Origin of the sequence: Amycolatopsis sp. GM8, from assembly GCF_021653975.1 — a bacterium.
Taxonomy (GTDB): domain Bacteria; phylum Actinomycetota; class Actinomycetes; order Mycobacteriales; family Pseudonocardiaceae; genus Amycolatopsis_E.
On sequence record NZ_JAJKFK010000012.1, the window covers coordinates 113487 to 132585 of the forward strand.

19 protein-coding genes are annotated in these 19099 nt (G+C 71.3%); 6 read left to right on the forward strand and 13 right to left on the reverse strand.

Annotated features, from left to right (window positions below):
- The first annotated feature begins 105 nt into the window (after positions 1-105).
- Complete coding sequence (locus LOZ83_RS37235; protein WP_236796580.1) at positions 106-1227, forward strand: hypothetical protein; 1122 nt, start codon at positions 106-108, stop codon at positions 1225-1227.
- An 8-nt stretch (positions 1228-1235) separates the two neighbouring features.
- On the opposite strand, the gene LOZ83_RS37240 is transcribed toward LOZ83_RS37235, so the two are convergent.
- From LOZ83_RS37240 to LOZ83_RS37285, 10 genes are all read right to left on the reverse strand, one after another.
- Complete coding sequence (locus tag LOZ83_RS37240; protein ID WP_236796581.1) at positions 1236-2036, reverse strand: FHA domain-containing protein; 801 nt, start codon at positions 2034-2036, stop codon at positions 1236-1238.
- A gap of 58 nt (positions 2037-2094) precedes the next feature.
- The gene (locus tag LOZ83_RS37245; RefSeq protein ID WP_236796582.1) at positions 2095-3882 is read right to left on the reverse strand and encodes a serine/threonine-protein kinase; all 1788 of its coding nucleotides are present in this window, start codon (positions 3880-3882) and stop codon (positions 2095-2097) included.
- Positions 3883-3932: 50 nt separating this feature from the next.
- Entirely contained in the window at positions 3933-6071 is a 2139-nt protein-coding gene (locus LOZ83_RS37250) for a transglutaminaseTgpA domain-containing protein (protein ID WP_236796583.1), read from the reverse strand.
- Positions 6047-7168, reverse strand: coding sequence for a DUF58 domain-containing protein (locus tag LOZ83_RS37255; RefSeq protein ID WP_236796584.1), 1122 nt, complete (start codon positions 7166-7168; stop codon positions 6047-6049). Before LOZ83_RS37255 ends, LOZ83_RS37250 begins: the two co-directional genes overlap by 25 nt.
- Positions 7169-7171: 3 nt before the next feature.
- Entirely contained in the window at positions 7172-8143 is a 972-nt protein-coding gene (locus LOZ83_RS37260; protein ID WP_374202768.1) for an AAA family ATPase, read from the reverse strand.
- Positions 8134-10284: a fibronectin type III domain-containing protein gene (locus tag LOZ83_RS37265; protein WP_236796586.1), complete on the reverse strand. Its 2151-nt coding sequence runs from the start codon at positions 10282-10284 to the stop codon at positions 8134-8136. The genes LOZ83_RS37260 and LOZ83_RS37265 overlap by 10 nt, the downstream gene beginning before the upstream one ends.
- Before the next feature lie 81 nt (positions 10285-10365).
- Positions 10366-10686, reverse strand: coding sequence for a type II toxin-antitoxin system PemK/MazF family toxin (locus tag LOZ83_RS37270; protein ID WP_236796587.1), 321 nt, complete (start codon positions 10684-10686; stop codon positions 10366-10368).
- Positions 10683-10904 (reverse strand): hypothetical protein, encoded by a 222-nt coding sequence (locus tag LOZ83_RS37275; RefSeq protein ID WP_236796588.1) that lies wholly within the window; start codon positions 10902-10904, stop codon positions 10683-10685. The genes LOZ83_RS37270 and LOZ83_RS37275 overlap by 4 nt, the downstream gene beginning before the upstream one ends.
- A gap of 24 nt (positions 10905-10928) precedes the next feature.
- Positions 10929-12173: a sensor histidine kinase KdpD gene (locus LOZ83_RS37280; RefSeq protein WP_236796589.1), complete on the reverse strand. Its 1245-nt coding sequence runs from the start codon at positions 12171-12173 to the stop codon at positions 10929-10931.
- Positions 12170-12850, reverse strand: a complete 681-nt coding sequence (locus LOZ83_RS37285; RefSeq protein ID WP_236796590.1) for a response regulator transcription factor — start codon at positions 12848-12850, stop codon at positions 12170-12172. Before LOZ83_RS37285 ends, LOZ83_RS37280 begins: the two co-directional genes overlap by 4 nt.
- Before the next feature lie 91 nt (positions 12851-12941).
- Here LOZ83_RS37285 and LOZ83_RS37290 point away from each other — a divergent pair, with 91 nt between their 5' ends.
- The 4 genes from LOZ83_RS37290 (at position 12942) to LOZ83_RS37305 (ending at position 15795) form a co-directional block, all read left to right on the forward strand.
- Positions 12942-14051: a hypothetical protein gene (locus LOZ83_RS37290; RefSeq protein WP_236796591.1), complete on the forward strand. Its 1110-nt coding sequence runs from the start codon at positions 12942-12944 to the stop codon at positions 14049-14051.
- Positions 14048-14647, forward strand: coding sequence for a LuxR C-terminal-related transcriptional regulator (locus LOZ83_RS37295; RefSeq protein ID WP_236796592.1), 600 nt, complete (start codon positions 14048-14050; stop codon positions 14645-14647). Before LOZ83_RS37290 ends, LOZ83_RS37295 begins: the two co-directional genes overlap by 4 nt.
- Before the next feature lies 1 nt (position 14648).
- Positions 14649-15071, forward strand: a complete 423-nt coding sequence (locus tag LOZ83_RS37300) for a hypothetical protein (protein ID WP_236796593.1) — start codon at positions 14649-14651, stop codon at positions 15069-15071.
- A 64-nt stretch (positions 15072-15135) separates the two neighbouring features.
- Positions 15136-15795, forward strand: coding sequence for a response regulator transcription factor (locus tag LOZ83_RS37305; RefSeq protein ID WP_236796594.1), 660 nt, complete (start codon positions 15136-15138; stop codon positions 15793-15795).
- A 2-nt stretch (positions 15796-15797) separates the two neighbouring features.
- Here LOZ83_RS37305 and eccD read toward each other — a convergent pair whose 3' ends face one another.
- Positions 15798-17087: a type VII secretion integral membrane protein EccD gene (gene eccD / locus LOZ83_RS37310; RefSeq protein ID WP_236796595.1), complete on the reverse strand. Its 1290-nt coding sequence runs from the start codon at positions 17085-17087 to the stop codon at positions 15798-15800.
- Positions 17088-17160: 73 nt separating this feature from the next.
- Here eccD and LOZ83_RS37315 point away from each other — a divergent pair, with 73 nt between their 5' ends.
- Positions 17161-18504, forward strand: coding sequence for a protein kinase (locus LOZ83_RS37315; protein ID WP_236796596.1), 1344 nt, complete (start codon positions 17161-17163; stop codon positions 18502-18504).
- 3 nt (positions 18505-18507) lie between these two features.
- On the opposite strand, the gene LOZ83_RS37320 is transcribed toward LOZ83_RS37315, so the two are convergent.
- Complete coding sequence (locus LOZ83_RS37320; protein WP_236796597.1) at positions 18508-18807, reverse strand: hypothetical protein; 300 nt, start codon at positions 18805-18807, stop codon at positions 18508-18510.
- A 61-nt stretch (positions 18808-18868) separates the two neighbouring features.
- Positions 18869-19099 carry a hypothetical protein gene (locus LOZ83_RS37325; RefSeq protein ID WP_236796598.1) on the reverse strand — a complete coding sequence of 77 codons (231 nt, stop codon included), beginning with the start codon at positions 19097-19099 and terminating at the stop codon, positions 18869-18871.

Consider the following 19099-nt stretch of genomic DNA (forward strand, 5'->3'; position numbering starts at 1 on the left):
GGGCGATCCCGCCCGTTCGCGTGTCGTAGCCGACGCCGGCTCGACGAGCACGGCGGTCGCCTCTACCAGCAACTAGCATTGTCGGCCTCGTGGAGGAGGGGACGTATGACGCTGTACACCGACATTCCGACCCGGTCCGAGATCGATGCGCTTTGGCAGGCCGAGGCTCCGGCCGCCGTCTCGATCTATTTGGAGACCACCCCCGAGTCGTCGGGTGAGGCGGAGCGGATCGCCTACAAGAATGCCGTGCGGGAGGCGCTGACCCAGGTGGGGGACGCCGACAAGGAGGAACTCACCGGCCTGGCCGAGCAGCTCGGCGTGCTCGACGACGCGGGGTCCGAGGAGTTCTGGCGGCACCAGGCCCGCAGCCTCGCGGTATTCGCCGGATCGGCGTCGCTGCGCAGCTTCCGGCTGCCGAACCGGCTCACGCCGGTCGTGGTCGGCGGGAACCGGTTCTACGTCAAGCCGCTCATGCGTGCCGTGACGTTCCCGCAGACCGCGTTCGTGCTGGCGCTCGCGCAGGGGTCGGTCCGGCTGCTGGAAACGACGCCCGACACCCCGCCGCGCGAGGTTCAGGTGCCGGAACTCCCGGCGGACGTGGCGAGCGCCGTCGGCAAGTCGTCGATCAAGGACCGGGCGCCGATCCGCCGGGTGCAGGGCACGGAAGGCCAGAAACTGCGGATGGCGCAGTTCTCCCGGCAGGTCGACAGTGCGTTGCGCGAGGTGTTGCCCGGCCACGGCGTGCCGCTGGTCGTCGCCGCGACCGAGCCGCTCGACGCGATCTTCCGCGCCCACTGCCGATACCCCGACCTGGTGCCGTACAGCGTGCCCGGCAACCCGGAGGCCCGCGGCGACGCCGAACTGGTCACGGCTGCCCGAGCGGTCCTCGACCGCTGGTACGCCGATCAGCTGGAGAAGGACAAGCAGACCTTCGCCGAGCGCGCCGAACAGGGCCGTACCTCCATCGACGTCGCCGAGCTCGCTCACTTCGCCACCCGTGGCGCCGTGGACACGCTGTTCGTCGATATCGACGCCGCCGTCCCCGGCGAAATCGACGAGTTCGGCGAGGTGACTTTCGCGGCCCAGCAGGCAGGTTCGGGTGGTGTCGTGGGCGAAATCGCCCGCCGCGCCTGGCTTTCCGGCGCCCGCCTGCTCGCGGTCCGGCACGAGGACGTGCCCGGAGGTGGCGATGTCGCGGGGATCCTGCGGTACGCGCCCACCGCGTAGCCGCGAGATCAGTCGTCCGGGTAGTCCAGCTGCCGCAGGTCCGGCGGGATCAGCGTGGTGCTCTTCATCAGGTGCCGGATCAGGTTGTCGTTGAGGGCATTGCCCACCGGTTCGCCGACCTCGTCCCGGGTGAGGCCGGCGACGCCGTCCTTGGACAGCCGGGCGCGGACGTCCACAATGGAGTGCTCGACCTTCTTCGCGCTCCAACCGGATCCCGGCTGCAGGTCGGCCAGATGCTCGGCGGTCTGCTTCCACGTCAACGGTTGCGGGTACGCCTCGTGCCGGAGATAGCGCTGCCCCAGCACGATCAGCGCCAGCCGCTCCGTTTCGGTCAGATGCCAGGTCCGCGGGGGCGCGGTGGGGTCGTTGTGCCGCGGCGCGGGGCGCTCGTGGTCCGGTCCGGTGACGAAGAGCTCCAACAGATGCTCGCGCTCGCCCGAACCCGGCACGAACAGCGGCGTGTATCCCTCGGCGAGCGGGACCGGTTCGTCCTGCGGGAACAGCAACCGCGACCCCGGCAGCCTGACGGGCAGCCGTCCCATACTGGCGACCCACCAACGGTTCTCGCGGTGCCGCAGTTCGCCGTGGCAGCGGCTGACACCACGGTCGTTCTCGCCGACGCACACGTGCACTTCCGGCCGGTTCCGTCCGAAAAGGATGGTCCGGCCGTCGCGCGGGCCGAAGGTGATGCCGCCGATCACGCTCAGCGCGTAGATCGTGCCGGGGGCCGACGCCGGGACGCCGAGAGCCAGGCTCTCGTGCCCGGCGGACAGGTGTTCACCGCCGGCCGGCGGCACTCGCTTGTTCATGATGGTCTCCAGATCGTCCTCACCAGCATGAACGGCCGGCGCGGGACCGGTCCCGGGATCACGTGGCCGGCAGCTTCGCGGCCGCCGGTTCGGCGAGAGAGGTCGCCAGGCCGCAGAGCTGGTCGAGGGGCTGGGAACCGGTGAGCACCACCAGCAGGAGCTCGACTTTGGCCGAGGTATCGGCACTGCTGAAGCGCCGGTACACGACCTCCACCTGGCACGCGTGGTCGTCGGGGAGCCGCTCGACGAACGCCTGCCGCCCCGCGATCCGGGTCGGCTGCCCGTCGTCCGCGGTCGGCGGCTGGTTGCGGTCGAAGCGGACCAGCAGGTTGGCCTGGCTGGTGGTGCTGTGCCAGCGGCACGACCAGTCCCCGAACCCGATTTCCGGGTCCACGGCGTCGACACCGGGAAAACGCGAGAGCGCGTCGGCGTCGAGCAGCGCGCAGGCATCCGCCTTGATCAAGGACGCGGGATCCGCCGGGACGCGCCGCGGGATCTCACCGCGAGAGAGCACCGTGACGGCGGTATCCGTTGCGGTGTCTGCCATCGCACACAGATCCGCCGGGCCGTCCCCGTTCTGCTGGGCGGTGATCGCGACCTGGTTGCCGTCCCCGAGCAGCAGGGTGCGGTCGCATTCTTCGCCGTCGAGCGGTTCGCGCACGACGCCGATCTGCCCGGTGGTCTGGACCGCACCGGCCGGGGGACCGTCCGGATCGGCCGTGTCCAGTTCCGTCTTGACGTCGACCTCGCTGCCGTTCGAGCGCACGATGACGTCGCAGCGGTCGAAGTTGCCGTACTCGGCGTCCCGCTCGGCCTCGCCGAACCGTGCCAGCGCGGACGCGTCGCTCAACGCGCACGGATCGGCCGTGCGCGGATCTCCGAGCAGCGACACCGCCGCGCGGCTGGTCACCGGAGCGGGCAGCGGAGTCGCAGTGCCGCCGGAACCGGAGGCCGGGCTGAACACGAGCCACGCCACCGCCGCCACCACAACGACCACGGCGCCCGTCACCAGCGCCACGTCCCGCCACCGCCGGGGCCTGCGGACAACCGCGCCATCCGCCACTTTTTCCAGCAGGAGCCGGGCTTCGGCCGCCGTGGGCCGTTTCGCCGGGTTCACGTCCATCAGCCGGGACAGCACGGGCGCCAGCGGCGAGCCGGGGTCGGGCGCGGCCACGTCGGCGGCGATCGTGCGCCGCCAGACCGCGCCCTGATTGTCGGTGGGGCCGAACGGCGAGACGCCCTCCGCGACCGCGTACAAGGTGGCGCCGAGGGAGAACATGTCGGCGGCCGGGGTCGGATCGTGTCCCTTCGCGACCTCGGGCGCGATGTAGCCGGGGGTGCCGGCGATCAAGGCGCTGTCGGTGACGGTCACGTCCCCGTGCATGACCCGGGAAATACCGAAATCGCTCAGCTTGACCCGGTTATCGGCGGTGACGAGGACGTTCGCGGGCTTGATGTCGCGGTGCACCACGCCTTGCTCGTGCACCGCCTGCAGTGCATACGCCAGTTGAGCGCCGTACCGCGCGACGCGCTCCGGCGGCAGCTTTCCGTGGCGGGCGAGGTTCGGCGCCGGCGCATACTCCATGACCAGCCACCACTGGCCGTTCTCGGACGTCGTGTCGAACACCGTGACGACGTTCGGGTGGCTCAGCTTCGCCAGGATCGTGGCCTCGCGGCGTAACTGCCGCACCCGGTCGGCGCCGCCGGTCTCCGGCGAAAGAGCGTGCTTGAGCGCCACCGTCCGGTCGAGCACGTGATCGTGGGCGCGCCACACCACGCCGTTGCCGCCGGCATCGATCTCCTCGTCCAGCCGGTAACGGCCGCCAACCAACTGCCCGGGGCGCACCGAACCACTGTAGGCCATCCGGCCCAGTCACCGGGACCGGTCCCGGACGATCACCCACCGCTCAGGGCATACGCCGCCTTCGAATCCACAATGGACAGCGAGCGCGGATCGAACACCGCCCGGACACGGGCGAACAGCGAACGCCGCCCGAGGCCGCGGCGAACCGCGCGGACCGCCGCCCACGCCTCGCGCACGGTGTCGTCGCCGACATCGATGCCGGACCACAGCGCGAGATCCACCAGACGTGCCAACGACATCAGACTGTCTACAACGGACTGTTCGGACACGGCACCGGCGAAATCGCGAACCGTCATCCCACGTGTAAGCGGCAAACCGTGTTCGCGCAACAGATCCCGCGCCTCGGCCGCGGCCGCCGCCACGCCGTGCGCACCCGCCCGCCGCCGGCGCCGCCACGTGCGGATCGTCTTCAGCAGCGGGATCGCCAGCCCGGTCAGTACGATCAGCGCCAGCAGCGCGAAGACGATCGGCAGCACCGGTATCCGGATCCCGGTGCCGGGACCGGATTGATCGTCGGCGCCGGCCGGCAGCGGTGGATCCTTGATGTCCTGCGGTGCCGGGAGATCGGCCCGCGCCTGCGCGGTGATCCGGGCCAGACCGGGCGCGCCGGCACCGGAATCGCTCGCGGTGCCGGTCGGGTCGAGCGGCACCCAGCCGATCCCGGCCACCGCGACCTCCGGCCAGGCAAGGACATCCCCGCCACGCACCACGACCTGACCCGTCGCCTGCGGCGGGTGGAAACCGACCGCGATCCGGGCCGGGATTCCGGCGATCTTCGCAAGGGCCACATAGGCGGCGGCGAACTGCTCGCTGGTGCCACGCTTGGTGCTCAACAGAAACTGGCTCAGCTGCGGCCAGGCGTGCCCGGTGGGCAGGTCCGCGCCGACCGCGACGTGGTAGTTCTGGCTGAGGTAACGCTCCAGCACGAGCGCGGTCTGGAACGACGGACGCATCCCGGCCGTGGCCGTCCTGGCGAGTTCGCTGATCCCGGGCGGGATCACGCCGAGAGCGTCCGGGCGCACAGCGCTCTGGTCGAGCGCGGCGCTCGCGAGCGCCGCGGGGTCGACCTGAGGCTCACGCCAGGTCAGCTCGTAGTTCAGGACGCCGGCGCGGTCGGGGTCGAGCAGCATGCCCGAGGCCGGGTCGACCAACGGGTCGGCACCGGTGACCGAGGCGGGCATGGCCTGGCTGGGCAGCCACGGTTCGTCGCCGGCCGGGATGGTGACCTGCGCGGAATGCGGCGTCGTCGGCACGGCGGCCGAGGGCGCGAGATCGGCGCCGAGCCGCTGGTACCGATCGCCGGTGGACCAGGTGACGCCGTCGAAGTCGTCGAGCACGACCAGCCTCCAGCGGTCCACCGGGTCGGCGCTGGTGTAGCTGAAGACCGGCGCGTCCGGTTGCTTCAGGCGGGCGGCCACCTCGTCGAGCGGGTTGATCGCCGGAGCCGCCGGGGCCGGCGCCGGGTGGTTCTGGTGTAGCGAATACGCCGGTTGCCTGCCCTGGTCGACACCGGTGACGACGACCGCCGCGACGACGGCCAGCACCACCGCCGGTATCACCAGCACAGCTCGCCGCCGCGCCGAATCCCCGCCAGGCCTCGAAGCGAGGAACACGCCGCCGGACAGCGCCGTGTAGCCCAGCGCGACCACGGTCGCCGCTGGTCCAGACCATGGTGTGAAGACCTGGGTCAGCCCCAGAATTCCCAGGCTGGGCAGCAAAGCGACGGCCGGCCAGCGCAGCAGCTCGATGCTCAGCACGGCGGCGGCGAGCACGGCCAGCGGTACGAACAGCAGCAGTTCGGGCGCGGGCCGGACCGGCCAGGTCGACTGCAAGGTCAGCTGCCACGACTCGGTCACGCCCGAGACGAGCCCGCGCACGGTCGCCGACGTCGGCAGACCCGCGAGCGTGGTTCTGCACAGCGTGACTTCGGTCAGTCCCATCAGCCCGGCCACCAGGGCGAGCACCGGCCGCCACGAACGCAGCGACGGAAACCGTTGGCACAGCTCGAAAGCCGCGTAGCAGGCCACTACAACGACGGCGATGGGCGCCGCGAGTGGCCACAGGCCGAAGATCGGCGCGAACAGCAGACCGGACAGCGCCGTGGCCAGGAGCACGCACGCGGCGATGATCCGAGATGTCTGGGCGGTCACGAGGCGATCACCGCGTTCCATTTGCGTGCGGCATCCTTGGCGTCAATAGCATCGAGCACTCGGGCGCCGGGTATCGATGGCGCCTGCGCGCCGACGACGATCACGACGAGATCCGCGTAATGCGGACGGATGGCCGCGAGATCGGCTTGCGCCAAGGCGGTGGACACCACCACAAGCGTGCCGCCGCCGGCGCGGGACAACGCGCCGGGCACGAGGGGCAGTCCCGGATCCGCCGCCTGGTCCAGCACGCACAGCTCGTCGAGCAGCTGCCGGACCGCGGCCGTCCCGCCGGCGGTGGCGACGTCGACGCCGCACGACGTGACGAGCCGGCACCGGTGATCGGCCCCGGCCGCCGACACGACAAGGGAGGCGGTGAGGTCCACGGCCTCTTCGAACACCGGACCCGCGGTGCGCCGGTTGTCCAGTAGCGCGGTGAATCGCGGTTGGTCGGGATCGGCGTAGTCGCGGACCATCAGCCGCCCGGTCCGCGCGGTCGCCTTCCAGTGCAGGTGCCGCACCTCGTCACCGACGACGTACTCGCGCACCTCCCGCACGTCGAGCGAACCGCGCAGCGCGGACTCGGTGGCCTCGCCTTCGTGGTGGTGGCGCGGGAAACCGCCGGCGATCGCGGTCATCGGATAGACGCGCGGGTGCACCCACATCGTCGTAGTGTCCCCTGTGGACAGTCGGCTGCCGGCGAGGCCGAAGGCGTCCGCGCGGTCCAGGGTCAGCGGTCCGACCTGGTGCCGGCCGCGGGTCGTGGTCGGAAGTTCGTAGTGGTAAACGGCTTCCGCGCCCGGCGCGAGCGGTCGTACCGCCACGGCGTGGAAACCGACGCCCACCCGATCGCCCGCGGTGAACCCGGACTGCCTGCGGGCGCCGGGATTGTGCACCCGCAGCCGGGCGAAGGCGGGACGTCCCCGCTGTACCCGGTCGGGGTATACCTCCCGGGCCACCGCGATCCGCGTCCGCCGCCTGGTGACGAGCACGGCGGCCAGCACCGCACCGGCCGAAACCCCTGCCAGGGCAAGGAAAACCGGATACCCCAACCATTGGCCGAGGCCGAACAGGGCGGCCGCGGCCACGAGCACGGCGCCCCCGCGCCGGGTGAGCCGCATCGGCTAGACCCCCGCGGTGCTCATGCCCGGCGCCGGGGTGGCGGCGAGGACCTCGTCGACGACGTCGGCCGGGCGACGCTGGTTCAGTTCGGCGTCGGAGGTGAGGATCAGCCGGTGTTCGAGCACCGGGTGCGCGACCTCCTTGACGTCGTCCGGGGTGACGAAAGCGCGGCCGTGCGTCGCCGCGACCGCCTGCGCCGCCCGCACCAGCGCGATACTCCCGCGCGGGCTCGCGCCGTAGCGCAGAGCCACGTGCTCGCGGGTGGCGGCGGCCAGCTTCGCGGCGTACTCGACGATGGCACGGTCGATGTGCGCGGCCCGCACCTGTGCCACGGCGGCCTGCAGCGCGGGGATGTCCACCACGGGTTGTAGTTCGTCGGGATTGACCCCGGCACAGTCGCTCATGATCACCATCACTTCGGACGCCAGGTCCGGGTAGCCGACCCGGAGCCGCATCAGGAACCGGTCGAGCTGGGCCTCGGGCAGCCGGTAGGTGCCCTCCATCTCGATCGGGTTCTGGCTGGCGATCACCAGGAACGGCCGGGGCACCTCGTGCCGCTCCGCGTCCACGGTGACGGTCCGCTCGGACATCACCTCCAGCAGCGCCGACTGGGTTTTCGGGGTGCCACGGTTGATCTCGTCGGCGAGCACGACGTTGGCGAACACCCCGCCGGGGTGGAACGCGAAGCGCTCGTCGCGCTGGTGGTAGACCTGCACGCCGGTGATGTCGCCGGGCAGCAGGTCCGGGGTGAACTGGATGCGGTTCCAGCTGCCGCCGATGCTGCGCGCCAGGCACCGGGCGAGCGTCGTCTTGCCGAGCCCGGGCACGTCCTCGACGAGCAGGTGCCCCTCGGCGAGCAGCGCGGCGATCGCCAGCCGGACCACCTCCGGCTTGCCGCGCACCACGGTCTGGACGTTGGCCGCGATGCGTTCGTAGACCTCGCCGGCCGGAATCTGGTTCACCCTCAACTCCATGTGATCTTGTTCGAAGTGGCCCCACCGACGGTGACCCACACCTGCTGGCCGGGAACGTCGTAGTCGCCGGTGTTGTGTGTCGCGTTGCCGCTGGAGTCCGTCTTCGCCGACTCCGTCCAAACGTTGTTGTTGCTGTTGGAGTGCAACGTGATCTTGTACGTCGTGTTCGGGCTGAAGCCCGTCATCGTCACGTTCACCGCGTAGCAGTTCGGCGGGTCGCAGTTGCCGGTCGACATCGGCGCACCCTTGGCGATCGTCACCTTCGGCGTCGGCTGTGTGTCCTGGACGGTCTTCGACGCGGGCTGGCCGGTGAGAGTCTTCCCGTCCGGCGTCCTGGTCACCGCGCGCACGGTGTAGGTGACCACCTGGTCCGCCCGCATCTGCGCGTACGTGACCTGGGTCCCGGTCACCTGGCGGTCGGCCTGGCCGGTGGCGCTGACCAGGTAGTGCACCAGCGTGCCGCCGTTCAGCGCGGGCTGCTTCCAGCTCAGCGTGACGTCCCGGGTCGGCCTGTCGTTGACGTCGTAGCTCGCGCTCAGGGCGACCGGCGCGGCCGCCGGGGACGCCGTCGCCTGCGGTGTCACGGGGTTCGCGGACGCGCCGGGGCCGGTGCCCACGCGGTTGGTCGCCGTCACCGTGAAGACGTACCGCGTTCCGTTCGCCAGGCCGGTGATCTTCGCACTCCGGGCACCGCCGCCGACCGTGGTCGACCCGCCCGTCCAAGACACCCGGTAGGAGGTGATCGGCGAGCGGTTGTCCGCTGCCGCACCCCAGGTGACCGTCGCCGAGCCGTCGCCCGCCGACGCGGACACCGAGGACGGGGCACCCGGCGGGCTGGCCGGTACCGCCGGCGGCGGCTTCTGCTGCGTGGGAGGCCGCGACGGCTGTGCGGGGGGCCGCGACGGCTGGTGGCCGGGCTCGGGTCGCTCGCCCTGCGGCTGGTTGACCACGGGACCCACGTTGGGCTCGTCGTGCGTCTGCGGCGCGGGTGCGTTCCCGGACTGCTTGCCGGTGACCGGCACGTCCTGCACCTTGCCGTCCTTGGCGACGATGAGCACATGCGTGCCGGCGGCGTCTTCGACGTATGCCCGGGAATCCTCGCCGCGGGACAGCCGTGGCGCGCCCGCGTCGTGCGGCAGGGGCTTCGTGTCCTTCGGCGAACCGTCCACACCGAACGTCAGCAGGTTTCCGCTCGTACGGTCGACCACGGCGACCGCGGAACCCGTCGACACCGGACCGTCGTAGTCACCGTTGGGCAGTGCCACCGTGACCGGCTTCGCGGGCGGGTTGGCCGTGTCGGCCAGGATCAGCCGGTGCGCGGCCGGGTCCAGGATCGCCACCCGGCCGGCCACATCGTTGGCCGCCGGTCGTGCAGCCGCGGACACCGGTACGCCGAGCGAGACACCCGCGCCGAGCCGGTCGCCGTCGACGGGCTGCACCGTGCCGGCGGTCAGGTCCACCAGGGCGGGCCGGTCGCCGATCACGGTCAGCGCGCCCGCGTGGTCACGCGGCGAGGCGACCGGGCAGGAGGTGATCCGGTCGGCGCCCTTGGGCAACTGGCAGAGCAGACCGGTGCCGGTGCGGTAGAGCCAAACCGCGCCTTCCGGCGTCGCCACCGGGTCACCGACCGGGCCGCCGGCGGACAACGTCGCCGACGGATCACCGAGCCGCACCACCTTGCCCGCGTTGCGATACACGAGGTACGGACCACCGGTGACCTCGAGTCCCACCGGGATCTCGTTCGCCGGCGGGGTGGTCGTCGATTCCACCGACAATGTGGACTTCCCGAACTCGGTGATCCGCGAGCTGCCGACGACGTAGCCACTGGTCTCGCCCTGCACCACCTGACTGCCGGGATCGGCCGGAACCGGTACCTGCGCGTCGATGTTGGCGGTCGCACCGTCCACATGGAACGCCGCGTTGAGCACGGAGTTGTAGACCCAGTGGCCGGAAAGCGCGAACGGCGTGCCCAGCAACGGTTGCGCGGCCCCGGTCAGCGCGGCGACCAGCGCCACGACACAGAGCACCAGCACGAACGCGAACGGGCCACGGGTGCGCCAGCCGCGGGGCTTCCTTTTGGCGGTCTCGTCGGAAGTCGCGACCAGACGCCGGCCGGTGGCACGCGAGGTCTCGTCTGTCACAGCAAGGAGGCTAGCGAGATTCGCCGGGGACCGGTCCCGGATTGGCCGCAAAGGGCCATCCAATAAGGACGGCCGATGGTGTCAGATCAAGCCGAGCTTGAGAATGAGCGCCCGGTCCAGCTCGACGAGTTCGGCGGCATCCAGCGAGCCCATGAACCGGCCGAGCCGCTCCGGCGCGACGCAAAAGATCTGGTCCGGGAGGATCCTTGCCTTCGTCCCGTCGATGTCGATCTCCGGCCGGTAGATCGCGGCTCCCGCGCTGGCGGACGTCAGCGCGACCGTGATCGTGCTGCCGGCGAAACGGTCGGACTGGATGATCACCGCGTAACGCCGGCCTTGCTGCTCATTGCCGCGAGTGCCGGGGAGAGCCTTGATCTCGTAGATCGCCCCCCGGAAGATCACTCGGCAACACCCATGAACCGCTGGATCGCCAGCATCTCGGCCTGGTCGCCGGGATCGGCGTTGAGCCGCTCGGCGTCCTGCCGCGCCTGCTCGATCAGCGTTTCCCGATAGGTTCGAAGAATGGCATAACGCACCGCCTCCGAGCGGCTGCCGTGCCGCTCGGTCAGGGCTTCGAGAGCGTGCTCCAGTGCTTCGTCAGTCCGCACGTTCAACGTCATGAACCGAGTGTAACACGTCTCGTATTACATGGCCGGCAGCGCCAGTTCGAAGATCGCGCCGCCCTCGTCGGCGTTGTAGACGTTCAGCGTGCCGCCATGAATCTGGGCGACCCAGCGCACGATGGACAGCCCGAGCCCGGTCGAGCCGCTGCCGGTGCGGAACCGGTCCAGCAGGTCGTCGGCGATTCCCGGATCGACGCCCGGCCCGTGGTCGGCGACGGTGACCCGGCCGCCCGCGACGGTGACGTGCACGATGGCGGGCTGGCCCGGGTAGTGCCCGTGGTGCAGCGCGTTGTCCACCAGGTTCCCGATCGCCCGCCGGATCAGTGACGCGTCCGCCCGCACCTGCGACGGCGCCGCCGTCACCGTCACGATCGCGCCGTCGTCCGGGGTGTTCTCGACGACGTCGGTCACCAGCTGATCGAGCATCACCGGCTCGATCGTCAGCTCGCGCAGCCCGGCCGCGAGACGCGCACGCATGAGCTGGCTTTCGATGATCCCGCCCATCTGCGCTGCCAGCGCCACCGTGCGCGGGAGCAGCTCCGCCTGCTGATCGGGGTTGTGCAACGCGGTCTCGGCCAGCGCGCGCAGCGCCGCGACCGGGGTGCGCAGATCGTGCGCGGTCTCGTCGAGCAGGGTCTGCTGCTGCTCCAGCGCGTCGGCGGCGGGTTTGATCGCGCGGCTCGACAGGAGGTGCCCGGCCAGCGCTAGTACCGCGATCAGCACGACACTGCCGCCCGTCACGAGCAGCGTGAACCGGGTGTGCGCCGCCTGCGTGGGCCCGGCGTCGGCGACCACGACGATCGCCCCGATGTACTGGCCCGAGTTGTTGCGGAACGGTTCGGCCCGCACGCGCGCGACCCCGCCGCCCACGTCGACGTTCCCGTACTGCACCCGCCCACTCTGCGCCGCGTCGTGCGCGAGGCCGCCCAGCACCGCCGGGTCCGCGGCGATGCAGGCCCGCGCGCTGTAGTAGCTCGGGAAGCTCCCCGCACCCCCTTGCAGGACGGCGAACTGCGGGCACTGATCGTTGATCGGATCAGCGCTCACGTAGGCCGTGACCAGGGTCGCGTCGTACTGGATCAGCCGGGCCACGGTCGAGGTCACCACCTGGTTCCCGCCGTCGAGACGCTGCTCCCCCTGCCTTGCGTCCGCCGTGACCGCGAGCCACGCGAAGACGATCAACCCGGCGGCGTTGACGGCCGTGAACAACCACGTGAGCAGGCGCCGCAGCCGGCGCAGCCGGTCGGCGGCCGAGCGGGCCTTCACGAGGACATCAGCCGGTAGCCCGCGCCCCGCACCGCGTGCACCAGATCGGGCTCCCGTAGTTTGCGGCGCAACCGCCTGATCACCACATCGACCACATTGGACATCGGGTCGGCCTCCTCGTCCCAGCAGTGCTCGATCAGCTCGGTCCGCGACACCACCTGATCCGGATGCACCATCAGGTACTCCAGCACTGCGAACTCCTTGGCGGACAACGTAAGCAACACACCACCCCGGCGCGTTTCCCGCCGCGCGCAGTCGAGCACGACGTCGGCGTAACGCAGGATCGGCGGCCGGCCATCGTCCCCTCGCCGGCACAGCACCCGCACGCGGGCCACCAGCTCGGCCATCGCGAACGGTTTCACCAGGTAGTCGTCGCCGCCGTGGTCGAAGCCCGCGATCCGGTCGGCCACGGTGTCCCGCGCGGTCAGGAACAGCACCGGCGTGGGGTAACCGGCGAGGCGGCGGTCGCGCACGAGGGTGACCGCGTCCCCGTCCGGAAACATCCGATCCAGGACCAGGCAGGCGAAAACGCCGTTCTCGATCGCAGCGGCCGCCGTCGCGAGGTCCGCCGCGGAGGTCACCTCGAGACCGGCCGCCTCGAGCTCGGTGCCCACCGCGGTCCGCAGGTTCTCGTCGTCCTCGGCCACCAGTACCCGCACGCCGCGTTTCCCTGTCATCGAATCCTCATGTTCCGGGTGATCGTATTCGGTCACCGGCCACTCCGGTGGCGGGTTGGCCGGAACGGGCCAGGTCTCTCGGGAGGTGAATGTGGACACTCGCGAACGCCGGTCACTGGTGGTGTCGGTCGCGGCCCGGCCGCACGCGGCGCCATCCGCGGCGGTCCCGATGGCGGCTCCCGTCGTGGCGCAACCGCGGCCTCGGCGATTCCGCAAGCCCGTCCCGGGCCAGATCCTGTGCTGGCAGATCGCGATCGTGCTCGCGACGATGGCCGCACGCCAGCCGTGGCCGACCGCGGCGCTCGCGGTCGCCGGCGCGGGCGTGCTGGTCGCCGCGAGCGTCGCCCGCTACCGCGGCCGGCGGCTCTACCAGGTGATGCTCCTGCAGTGCCGGTCCGTGCTGCGTGCCCGGCGGCACCGGGTCCCCGACGGCAGCGGCCTGCTCCGCCTGCTGATGCCCGGGTCGGTCGCGCGCGACGTCGAGACCGGGCAGGGTCCGGTGGTGACGATCAGCCACGTCGAGGGGCTGACCGCGATCCTCCGTCCCCGGACCGTCACCAAGCTGCTGCTCTCGTCCTTCCCAGCGCCCGGCGAACTGCTGGCCGCGGCCGGCGTGCCGTGGTGCGAGGTCCAGACCGTGTTCCACGCCCCGGCGCGGCACGACCGGGCGGCCGGGATCTGGCTGGCGGTGAGCATCGCCCGGACCCCCGGGATGGCGACCGACGACGAGCTGATCCTGTTGCTGCACAAGGGATTGCATCGCATCCAGCAGGTGCTGGAGCGGTCCGGTGTACGGACCGGGCCGATGGATTCGGGCGCGGCGCTCACCGCGATCACCGGGCTCGCCCACATCGGCGGCGGCCGCCAGGAGCTGCGCCAGTCCTGGCGTCTCGTGCGGACCCGGGGCGTCGTCCAGGCGTGTTTCCTGCTGGACGGGCAGGACCGGGCCGACCTGCAACGGCTGGTCGGCACCCTGCTCACCCGCTACCCGGGCGTCGCCGTCACCGCCACCCGCTCGGCACGCGCCGGCGAGACCTCGACACTGCTGCGCCTGGCGGCCGCGACCGAGACCGCGGTCGACGCCGCCGCCACGCACGCGGCCCATTTGCTGTCCCCCACCGGTATCCACCTCACGCGGCTCGACGGCGCCCAGCTCGCCGGGCTCGCCGCGTCCCTTCCGATCGGAGGTTTCCCGCGATGACAACGATTCTGATCGCAGAGCGCCGCCCGACCACCGACGCGCTGCTCGCCACGGCCGCAGCCGAAGTGCTGGTGCTGACCAGCCGCGTGTTCGTGCCGCGCGCCGCGGACTACCGGAACCTGCGCCGAGGCGTGCGTTACCGGGTGCTCGCGCCGGCGTTCACGACGCAGCTGCGGAAGCTCGCCCTCGCCGGTGCGGAGGTCCGCACGGTGCCGGCGATCAGCACCGACGCCGTCGTGATCGACCGGACCACGGCGGTGTACCCGGCCGAGCACGGCGCCGCCCCGTTCCGGTTGCTCGGCGTCGTCACCACCGCCGTCGAGCATTTCCAGCGGCTGTGGGCCACGGCGATCCCGGCGCAGTCGGAATTCGGGGACCGGGAACGGGAACTGCTGTCGCTGCTCGCCGCCGGACACACCGACGCGGCCGCGGCGGAAGAACTCGGGGTGTCGGTCCGCACGGTCCGGCGTTCCGTCGCCGACCTCATGAACCGCCTCGGCGCGCGGAGCCGCTTCATGGCCGGCGCCAAGGCCGCTCACCACGGCTGGCTCAGCGAATCCGGCTCGACCGAGCCGGCTGGAAGGAAGGTGGCATGACATGACAACACCCGCACCGAAGGCCCTGCGCTCCGCGACTTTCGCGCTGTACGGCCAATCCCTGCTCGGTATCGCCGGCGGGGTGATCATCCTGGTGCTGATCGGCTCGGTCCACATGACGGAGGAGGACGGCGCGGGCCAACTGCGCTTCGTCGCCGTGGTGGGCCTCGTGATCGGCGTGATCCAGTTCGTGGGCGCGATCCTGCTCCGCCGCGGCCTGCGGTGGGTCCGGGTCACGGTCCTGGTCATCGAGTTCGCCAACGTGGCGCTCGGTCTGGAGGCCATCATCCAGCTGAGCACCGCGGGCGAGTCGTTCCAGCCGACCTCGGTCATCTCGCTCGTGCTCAGCTTCCTCGTGATCCAGCCGCTGCTGCGGCCCGAGGTCCGCAGCTGGTTCGCCGGGGACCTGACGCCCCAGCGATAAAACACCCACCATCGCGCCCCGTCCCGCAGCTGCTGTGGGGCGGGGCGCATTACACTCCGCACTCGTGCGGGTACTGATCACCGAAGACGACGCCGATCTTCGGGTCGCGATCAGTGTTTCCCTTCGCGGCGCCGGGCTCGCCGTCGACGCGGTCGCGGATCTTCCCGGCGCCGACGAGGCGCTCGCGGTGAACACCTATGACTGCGCCGTCTTCGACCGGATGCTGCCCTCCGGCGACTCCCTGCCTTTCGTCGGCGCCCAGCGGCGCGCCGGATCGCGGGTGCCGGTGCTGTTCCTGACCGCCCGCGACGCCGTCGCCGACCGCATCGCAGGACTCGAACACGGCGACGACTACCTCGTCAAACCGTTCGCCATGGCGGAGTTGATCGCCCGGGTGTACAGCCTGTGCCGCCGCACCCCGGCCCGCCCGCCCGCGAAACTCGTCTGCGGCGACGTGGAACTCGACACCGGACGCCACGAGGCGCGCCGGGGCGGCGTCCTGCTTACCTTGACCAGCAAGGAATTCGCCGTCCTCGAACTGCTGATCTCGCAGCAGGGTCAGCCGGTTTCCCGTGCCGACCTCATCGCGCGCTGCTGGGACGCCGAACTGGAACCGCGGTCGAACCTGCTGGACGTCCTGATCGCGCAGCTGCGCCGCAAACTTCGCGCGCCGGCAGTGATTCACACCGTCCGCGGGGTCGGATACCGCATCGATCCGGGCTGAGCTCAGTACAGGCCGAGCACCGCGCAGATCGCGGGAACGACCGCCAGCAAACAAAACAGTTCGAGCAGGTCGTATCCGCCCGGGCGCGGATCACGGTCACGGAGCCGGAATTGCAGTCCTGCCAACACGATCAGCGCGGCCACCCCGACCAGTACCGGTCCCGCGAGCGACAACCAGCCCGGCCGGTGAGTCAACAGCGGGTCGGCGGCCAGGCACGCCGCGCCGCAACCGGCCGCAGCCAGCAACGCCAGTCGCCGCGCGACGTTGTGCTGTAGCCGGGCCCGCAGCATGAATCCCGCGGTCAGCATCGCGACGAGGATCAGGGCCGCCGTGTCACCACTGCGAACCAGCACCAGCTGGCACAGCAGCACCACCGCGGCGATCCCGGCAACCAGGCCGGTGTGCACATCGTCGGCTCGCACGACAGGCGCCGAGATCGCGGATCGTGGCATCGGCGGGACCGGAAACGCGAGCCGGCCGAGCCTCTTCGACCACGACTCGATCAACGGCGACACTGCCAGCCCCGCCCCAGCGACGACTGCTGCCGCCTGGCCCGTCCACGCGGTCAACCCAGCCGTGACCACGGTAAGCAGGCCCACGGTCGCGCCGGCGACGAGTACCGCCACCCGGCCCGCCCCGACGAGCGCGCCCGTCACGGACGCCACCAGCAACGCCAGCCCCGCGCCCAGCACACTGTCCTGAGGCCAGACGAGTCCACCGCCGGTGACCGCGCAGGCGAGCGCGACGGTCGCGTAGACGCTGCCGGCCACGGCATCGCGCAGGCCACGGGTCAGCGCGACACCGATGGCCAGGGCCAGTCCGGCGAGGCCGAGCGCCCACCACGCCGGGCCGTGTCCCGGCCATCCGGATCGCGTGACGCCGAGCAGGCACAGCAGAATCGTCGTGGCGCCGGCCGCGAGCCCGGTCCACTCGGTGTGCCGCGGGCCCCAGACCCCGCGCGGCTGCGCGGGGCCGATCTCGGTCGGGTCGGCGGCGGGCCGCGGTGGGTCCTCGGTTTCGTGCTCGGGCCAGTCGGTCCGGGTGGGCAGCAGGCTCAGCACCTCACCGTCGGCCACCTCGTGCGCGGCCAGCGTGCCGTCCGGTTCGAGCACCGTGCCGTCCGCGCGGCGAAGGGTCCAACCGCTGGTGAGGACCCCCCGGTCGGCGACGTGATCGCCGGCGCCGAGCAGGTCCGGCAGGATCTCGGCGAGCGGGGAGCCGTCGGGCACGGCGAGCTCGACCCGCCGCCCCGGCGCGGCGATGGTCACCCGGACGAGTCTGGTGGTACTCATAGGATCCTTCCCGCGACGGCAACAAGCTGCCTACACCGGCCCGCGAACCGGGCGCCGGAATTACGATCGCAGCATGAGCGCGGTCGAGGAACACGTTCGGCAGCTAGCGGACACGGGGGCGAAGGTGACGATCTCCGGCGAGCCGGTCGCACATGGACCGGTGGCGACCGTCTACTCCGTACTCCGCGACGGCAAACCCGTGATACTCAAGGTGTTTCCCGCGAAGCTCGACCGGAAGACGCTCGCGGCCGTCGAGCGCGAGCAGCAGCAGCTACGCGCCCTGGCCGCGTCGGCGCCGATCCTGCCCGCCGAAGCCGTCGAGCAGACCGGCGACGGGCGGCACGCGCTGCGGATGACGCGGTACGCGCAGTCCCTGACCGGGCTCGTCGAACAGGTCGGCGCGCTGCCGCCCGAGGATGTGGTGGTGCTGGGCTACGCGCTCGCCCTCGCGCTTTCGGCGGCGCACGAAGCCAGGATCCTGCATGGCGGCATCAGTCCGGACAATGTGCTGTTCCACGCGTCCGGCGAACCCGTGCTCGCCGACTTCGGCGTCCCGCTCCGGGAGGCGTTCCCGCGCGATCCGTTGCACGCCATCGAATGCGTACCGCCGGAAACGCTTCGCACCGGGATCGTCGACGAGCGCACGGATCTGTACGGGCTGGGCGCCGTGCTGCACTACGCGCTCACCGGCAGCTCACCGCACCCCGGCAAGCTCGGCGAGCAACCGGGCGAGCGGGTGCTCCGCGTGTTGCGCAGTCCCGTGCCGGCGATCAACCGCGCCGACGTCCCCATTGGACTGTCCACAGTGGTGGCCAGGCTGCTCGCGCCGGACGCCGCGAACCGCCCGTCCGGCGCCGCCTGGGTGGCGGAACAACTGGCCGGGATGCTGCCGGCCGACCCGTCGCCGAGTATTTCCGGTGCCGCGCCGGTCGCCCCCGAGTTCGACGATTTCGTTGTGCCCGCTGATGATCCGGTCCAGCGGCCGACGCGGTCACGGCGCCCGTACTTCCTCGCCGGAGCGGCCGTCGTGGCGGCGGGACTCGTCGGGGCCGCCGTCCTGTTGGCACAGCAGGGTTCCGGCGAGTTGCACACCACGCCCCGGCTGCCGCCGCCCCCGGCGCAGGAAACGCCGTCGTCCGCCGCGGCACCCGTGCGGCTGAACCTGGCCGACCCGGTCGACCTCGGCAACCAGGCGCAGCTGAGCTGGACCGTCGAGGGCGAGCAGGTGCTCGACTACGCCGTGATCGTGGCCGGCGAGGGTGAGCCCAACCGAACACTGCTCGCGCAACGGAACCACAGCCTGACCGTCCCGATCGACCCGGTGCGCAAGTACTGCTTCGAACTCCAGGCCACCGACAGCAACCAGGTCTGGACCGCGCCCCCGAAAGCGATCCGCGGCGCGACCTGTCACCAGTAGGGGTCAACGGGTCTGCGCGACTCCCAGCAGAACCAGGAACACCGGCAGCGCCCACAACAACACCTGGTAGAACGGCCGGCTGCGGCGCCAGGCGATGAGGTACGTGATGGGCGTCCCGATCAGCAGGACGACGGCCAGCTGCGGGCCGACGGTGAAGTACAATGCGTCCCCGTCCGGCGGGCCGAACGCGATGGCGCCGAAGATCAGGAACGCGGCCTCCCACGACAGCATCGCGCCGAAGGAGAACAGCCAGCCACGGCCACGTCCCCGCGGCCGGTGCGCCTTCCCACCAGGAGTCGTCATGGCCCCGAAGGTAGGGCCACCGGCACGGGACCGGTCCCGGTTGCGTGGGCGGACCGGCCGCTCAACCCCTGAACACCTGGACGACCACACCGTCGTCGACGACCAGGTGCACGCGACTGCTGATCCAGGTGAGAGTCCTCGGCTGGTGCTCGCGGCCGTCCACGATCTCGGCGTCGAAACCCTGGTGGCTCAGGTCGATCAGCGCTCGCCGGATGGGCAGGCCGACGACGTCTTCCGGCCGGAAACCGGGCGTCCGGGCCGGGCCGCCGTCACGAATCCCTTTATGCCCCAC

What these genes read in the sequence shown, in the direction of transcription:
- LOZ83_RS37235 (WP_236796580.1), top strand. Translation starts at nt 106, where the DNA reads ATGACGCTGTACACCGACATTCCGACCCGGTCCGAGATCGATGCGCTT.
- LOZ83_RS37240 (WP_236796581.1), bottom strand. Translation starts at nt 2,036, where the DNA reads ATGAACAAGCGAGTGCCGCCGGCCGGCGGTGAACACCTGTCCGCCGGG.
- LOZ83_RS37250 (WP_236796583.1), bottom strand. Translation starts at nt 6,071, where the DNA reads ATGGAACGCGGTGATCGCCTCGTGACCGCCCAGACATCTCGGATCATC.
- LOZ83_RS37255 (WP_236796584.1), bottom strand. Translation starts at nt 7,168, where the DNA reads ATGCGGCTCACCCGGCGCGGGGGCGCCGTGCTCGTGGCCGCGGCCGCC.
- LOZ83_RS37260 (WP_374202768.1), bottom strand. Translation starts at nt 8,143, where the DNA reads ATGGAGTTGAGGGTGAACCAGATTCCGGCCGGCGAGGTCTACGAACGC.
- LOZ83_RS37275 (WP_236796588.1), bottom strand. Translation starts at nt 10,904, where the DNA reads ATGACGTTGAACGTGCGGACTGACGAAGCACTGGAGCACGCTCTCGAA.
- LOZ83_RS37285 (WP_236796590.1), bottom strand. Translation starts at nt 12,850, where the DNA reads ATGACAGGGAAACGCGGCGTGCGGGTACTGGTGGCCGAGGACGACGAG.
- LOZ83_RS37295 (WP_236796592.1), top strand. Translation starts at nt 14,048, where the DNA reads ATGACAACGATTCTGATCGCAGAGCGCCGCCCGACCACCGACGCGCTG.
- LOZ83_RS37300 (WP_236796593.1), top strand. Translation starts at nt 14,649, where the DNA reads ATGACAACACCCGCACCGAAGGCCCTGCGCTCCGCGACTTTCGCGCTG.
- eccD (WP_236796595.1), bottom strand. Translation starts at nt 17,087, where the DNA reads ATGAGTACCACCAGACTCGTCCGGGTGACCATCGCCGCGCCGGGGCGG.
- LOZ83_RS37315 (WP_236796596.1), top strand. Translation starts at nt 17,161, where the DNA reads ATGAGCGCGGTCGAGGAACACGTTCGGCAGCTAGCGGACACGGGGGCG.
- LOZ83_RS37320 (WP_236796597.1), bottom strand. Translation starts at nt 18,807, where the DNA reads ATGACGACTCCTGGTGGGAAGGCGCACCGGCCGCGGGGACGTGGCCGT.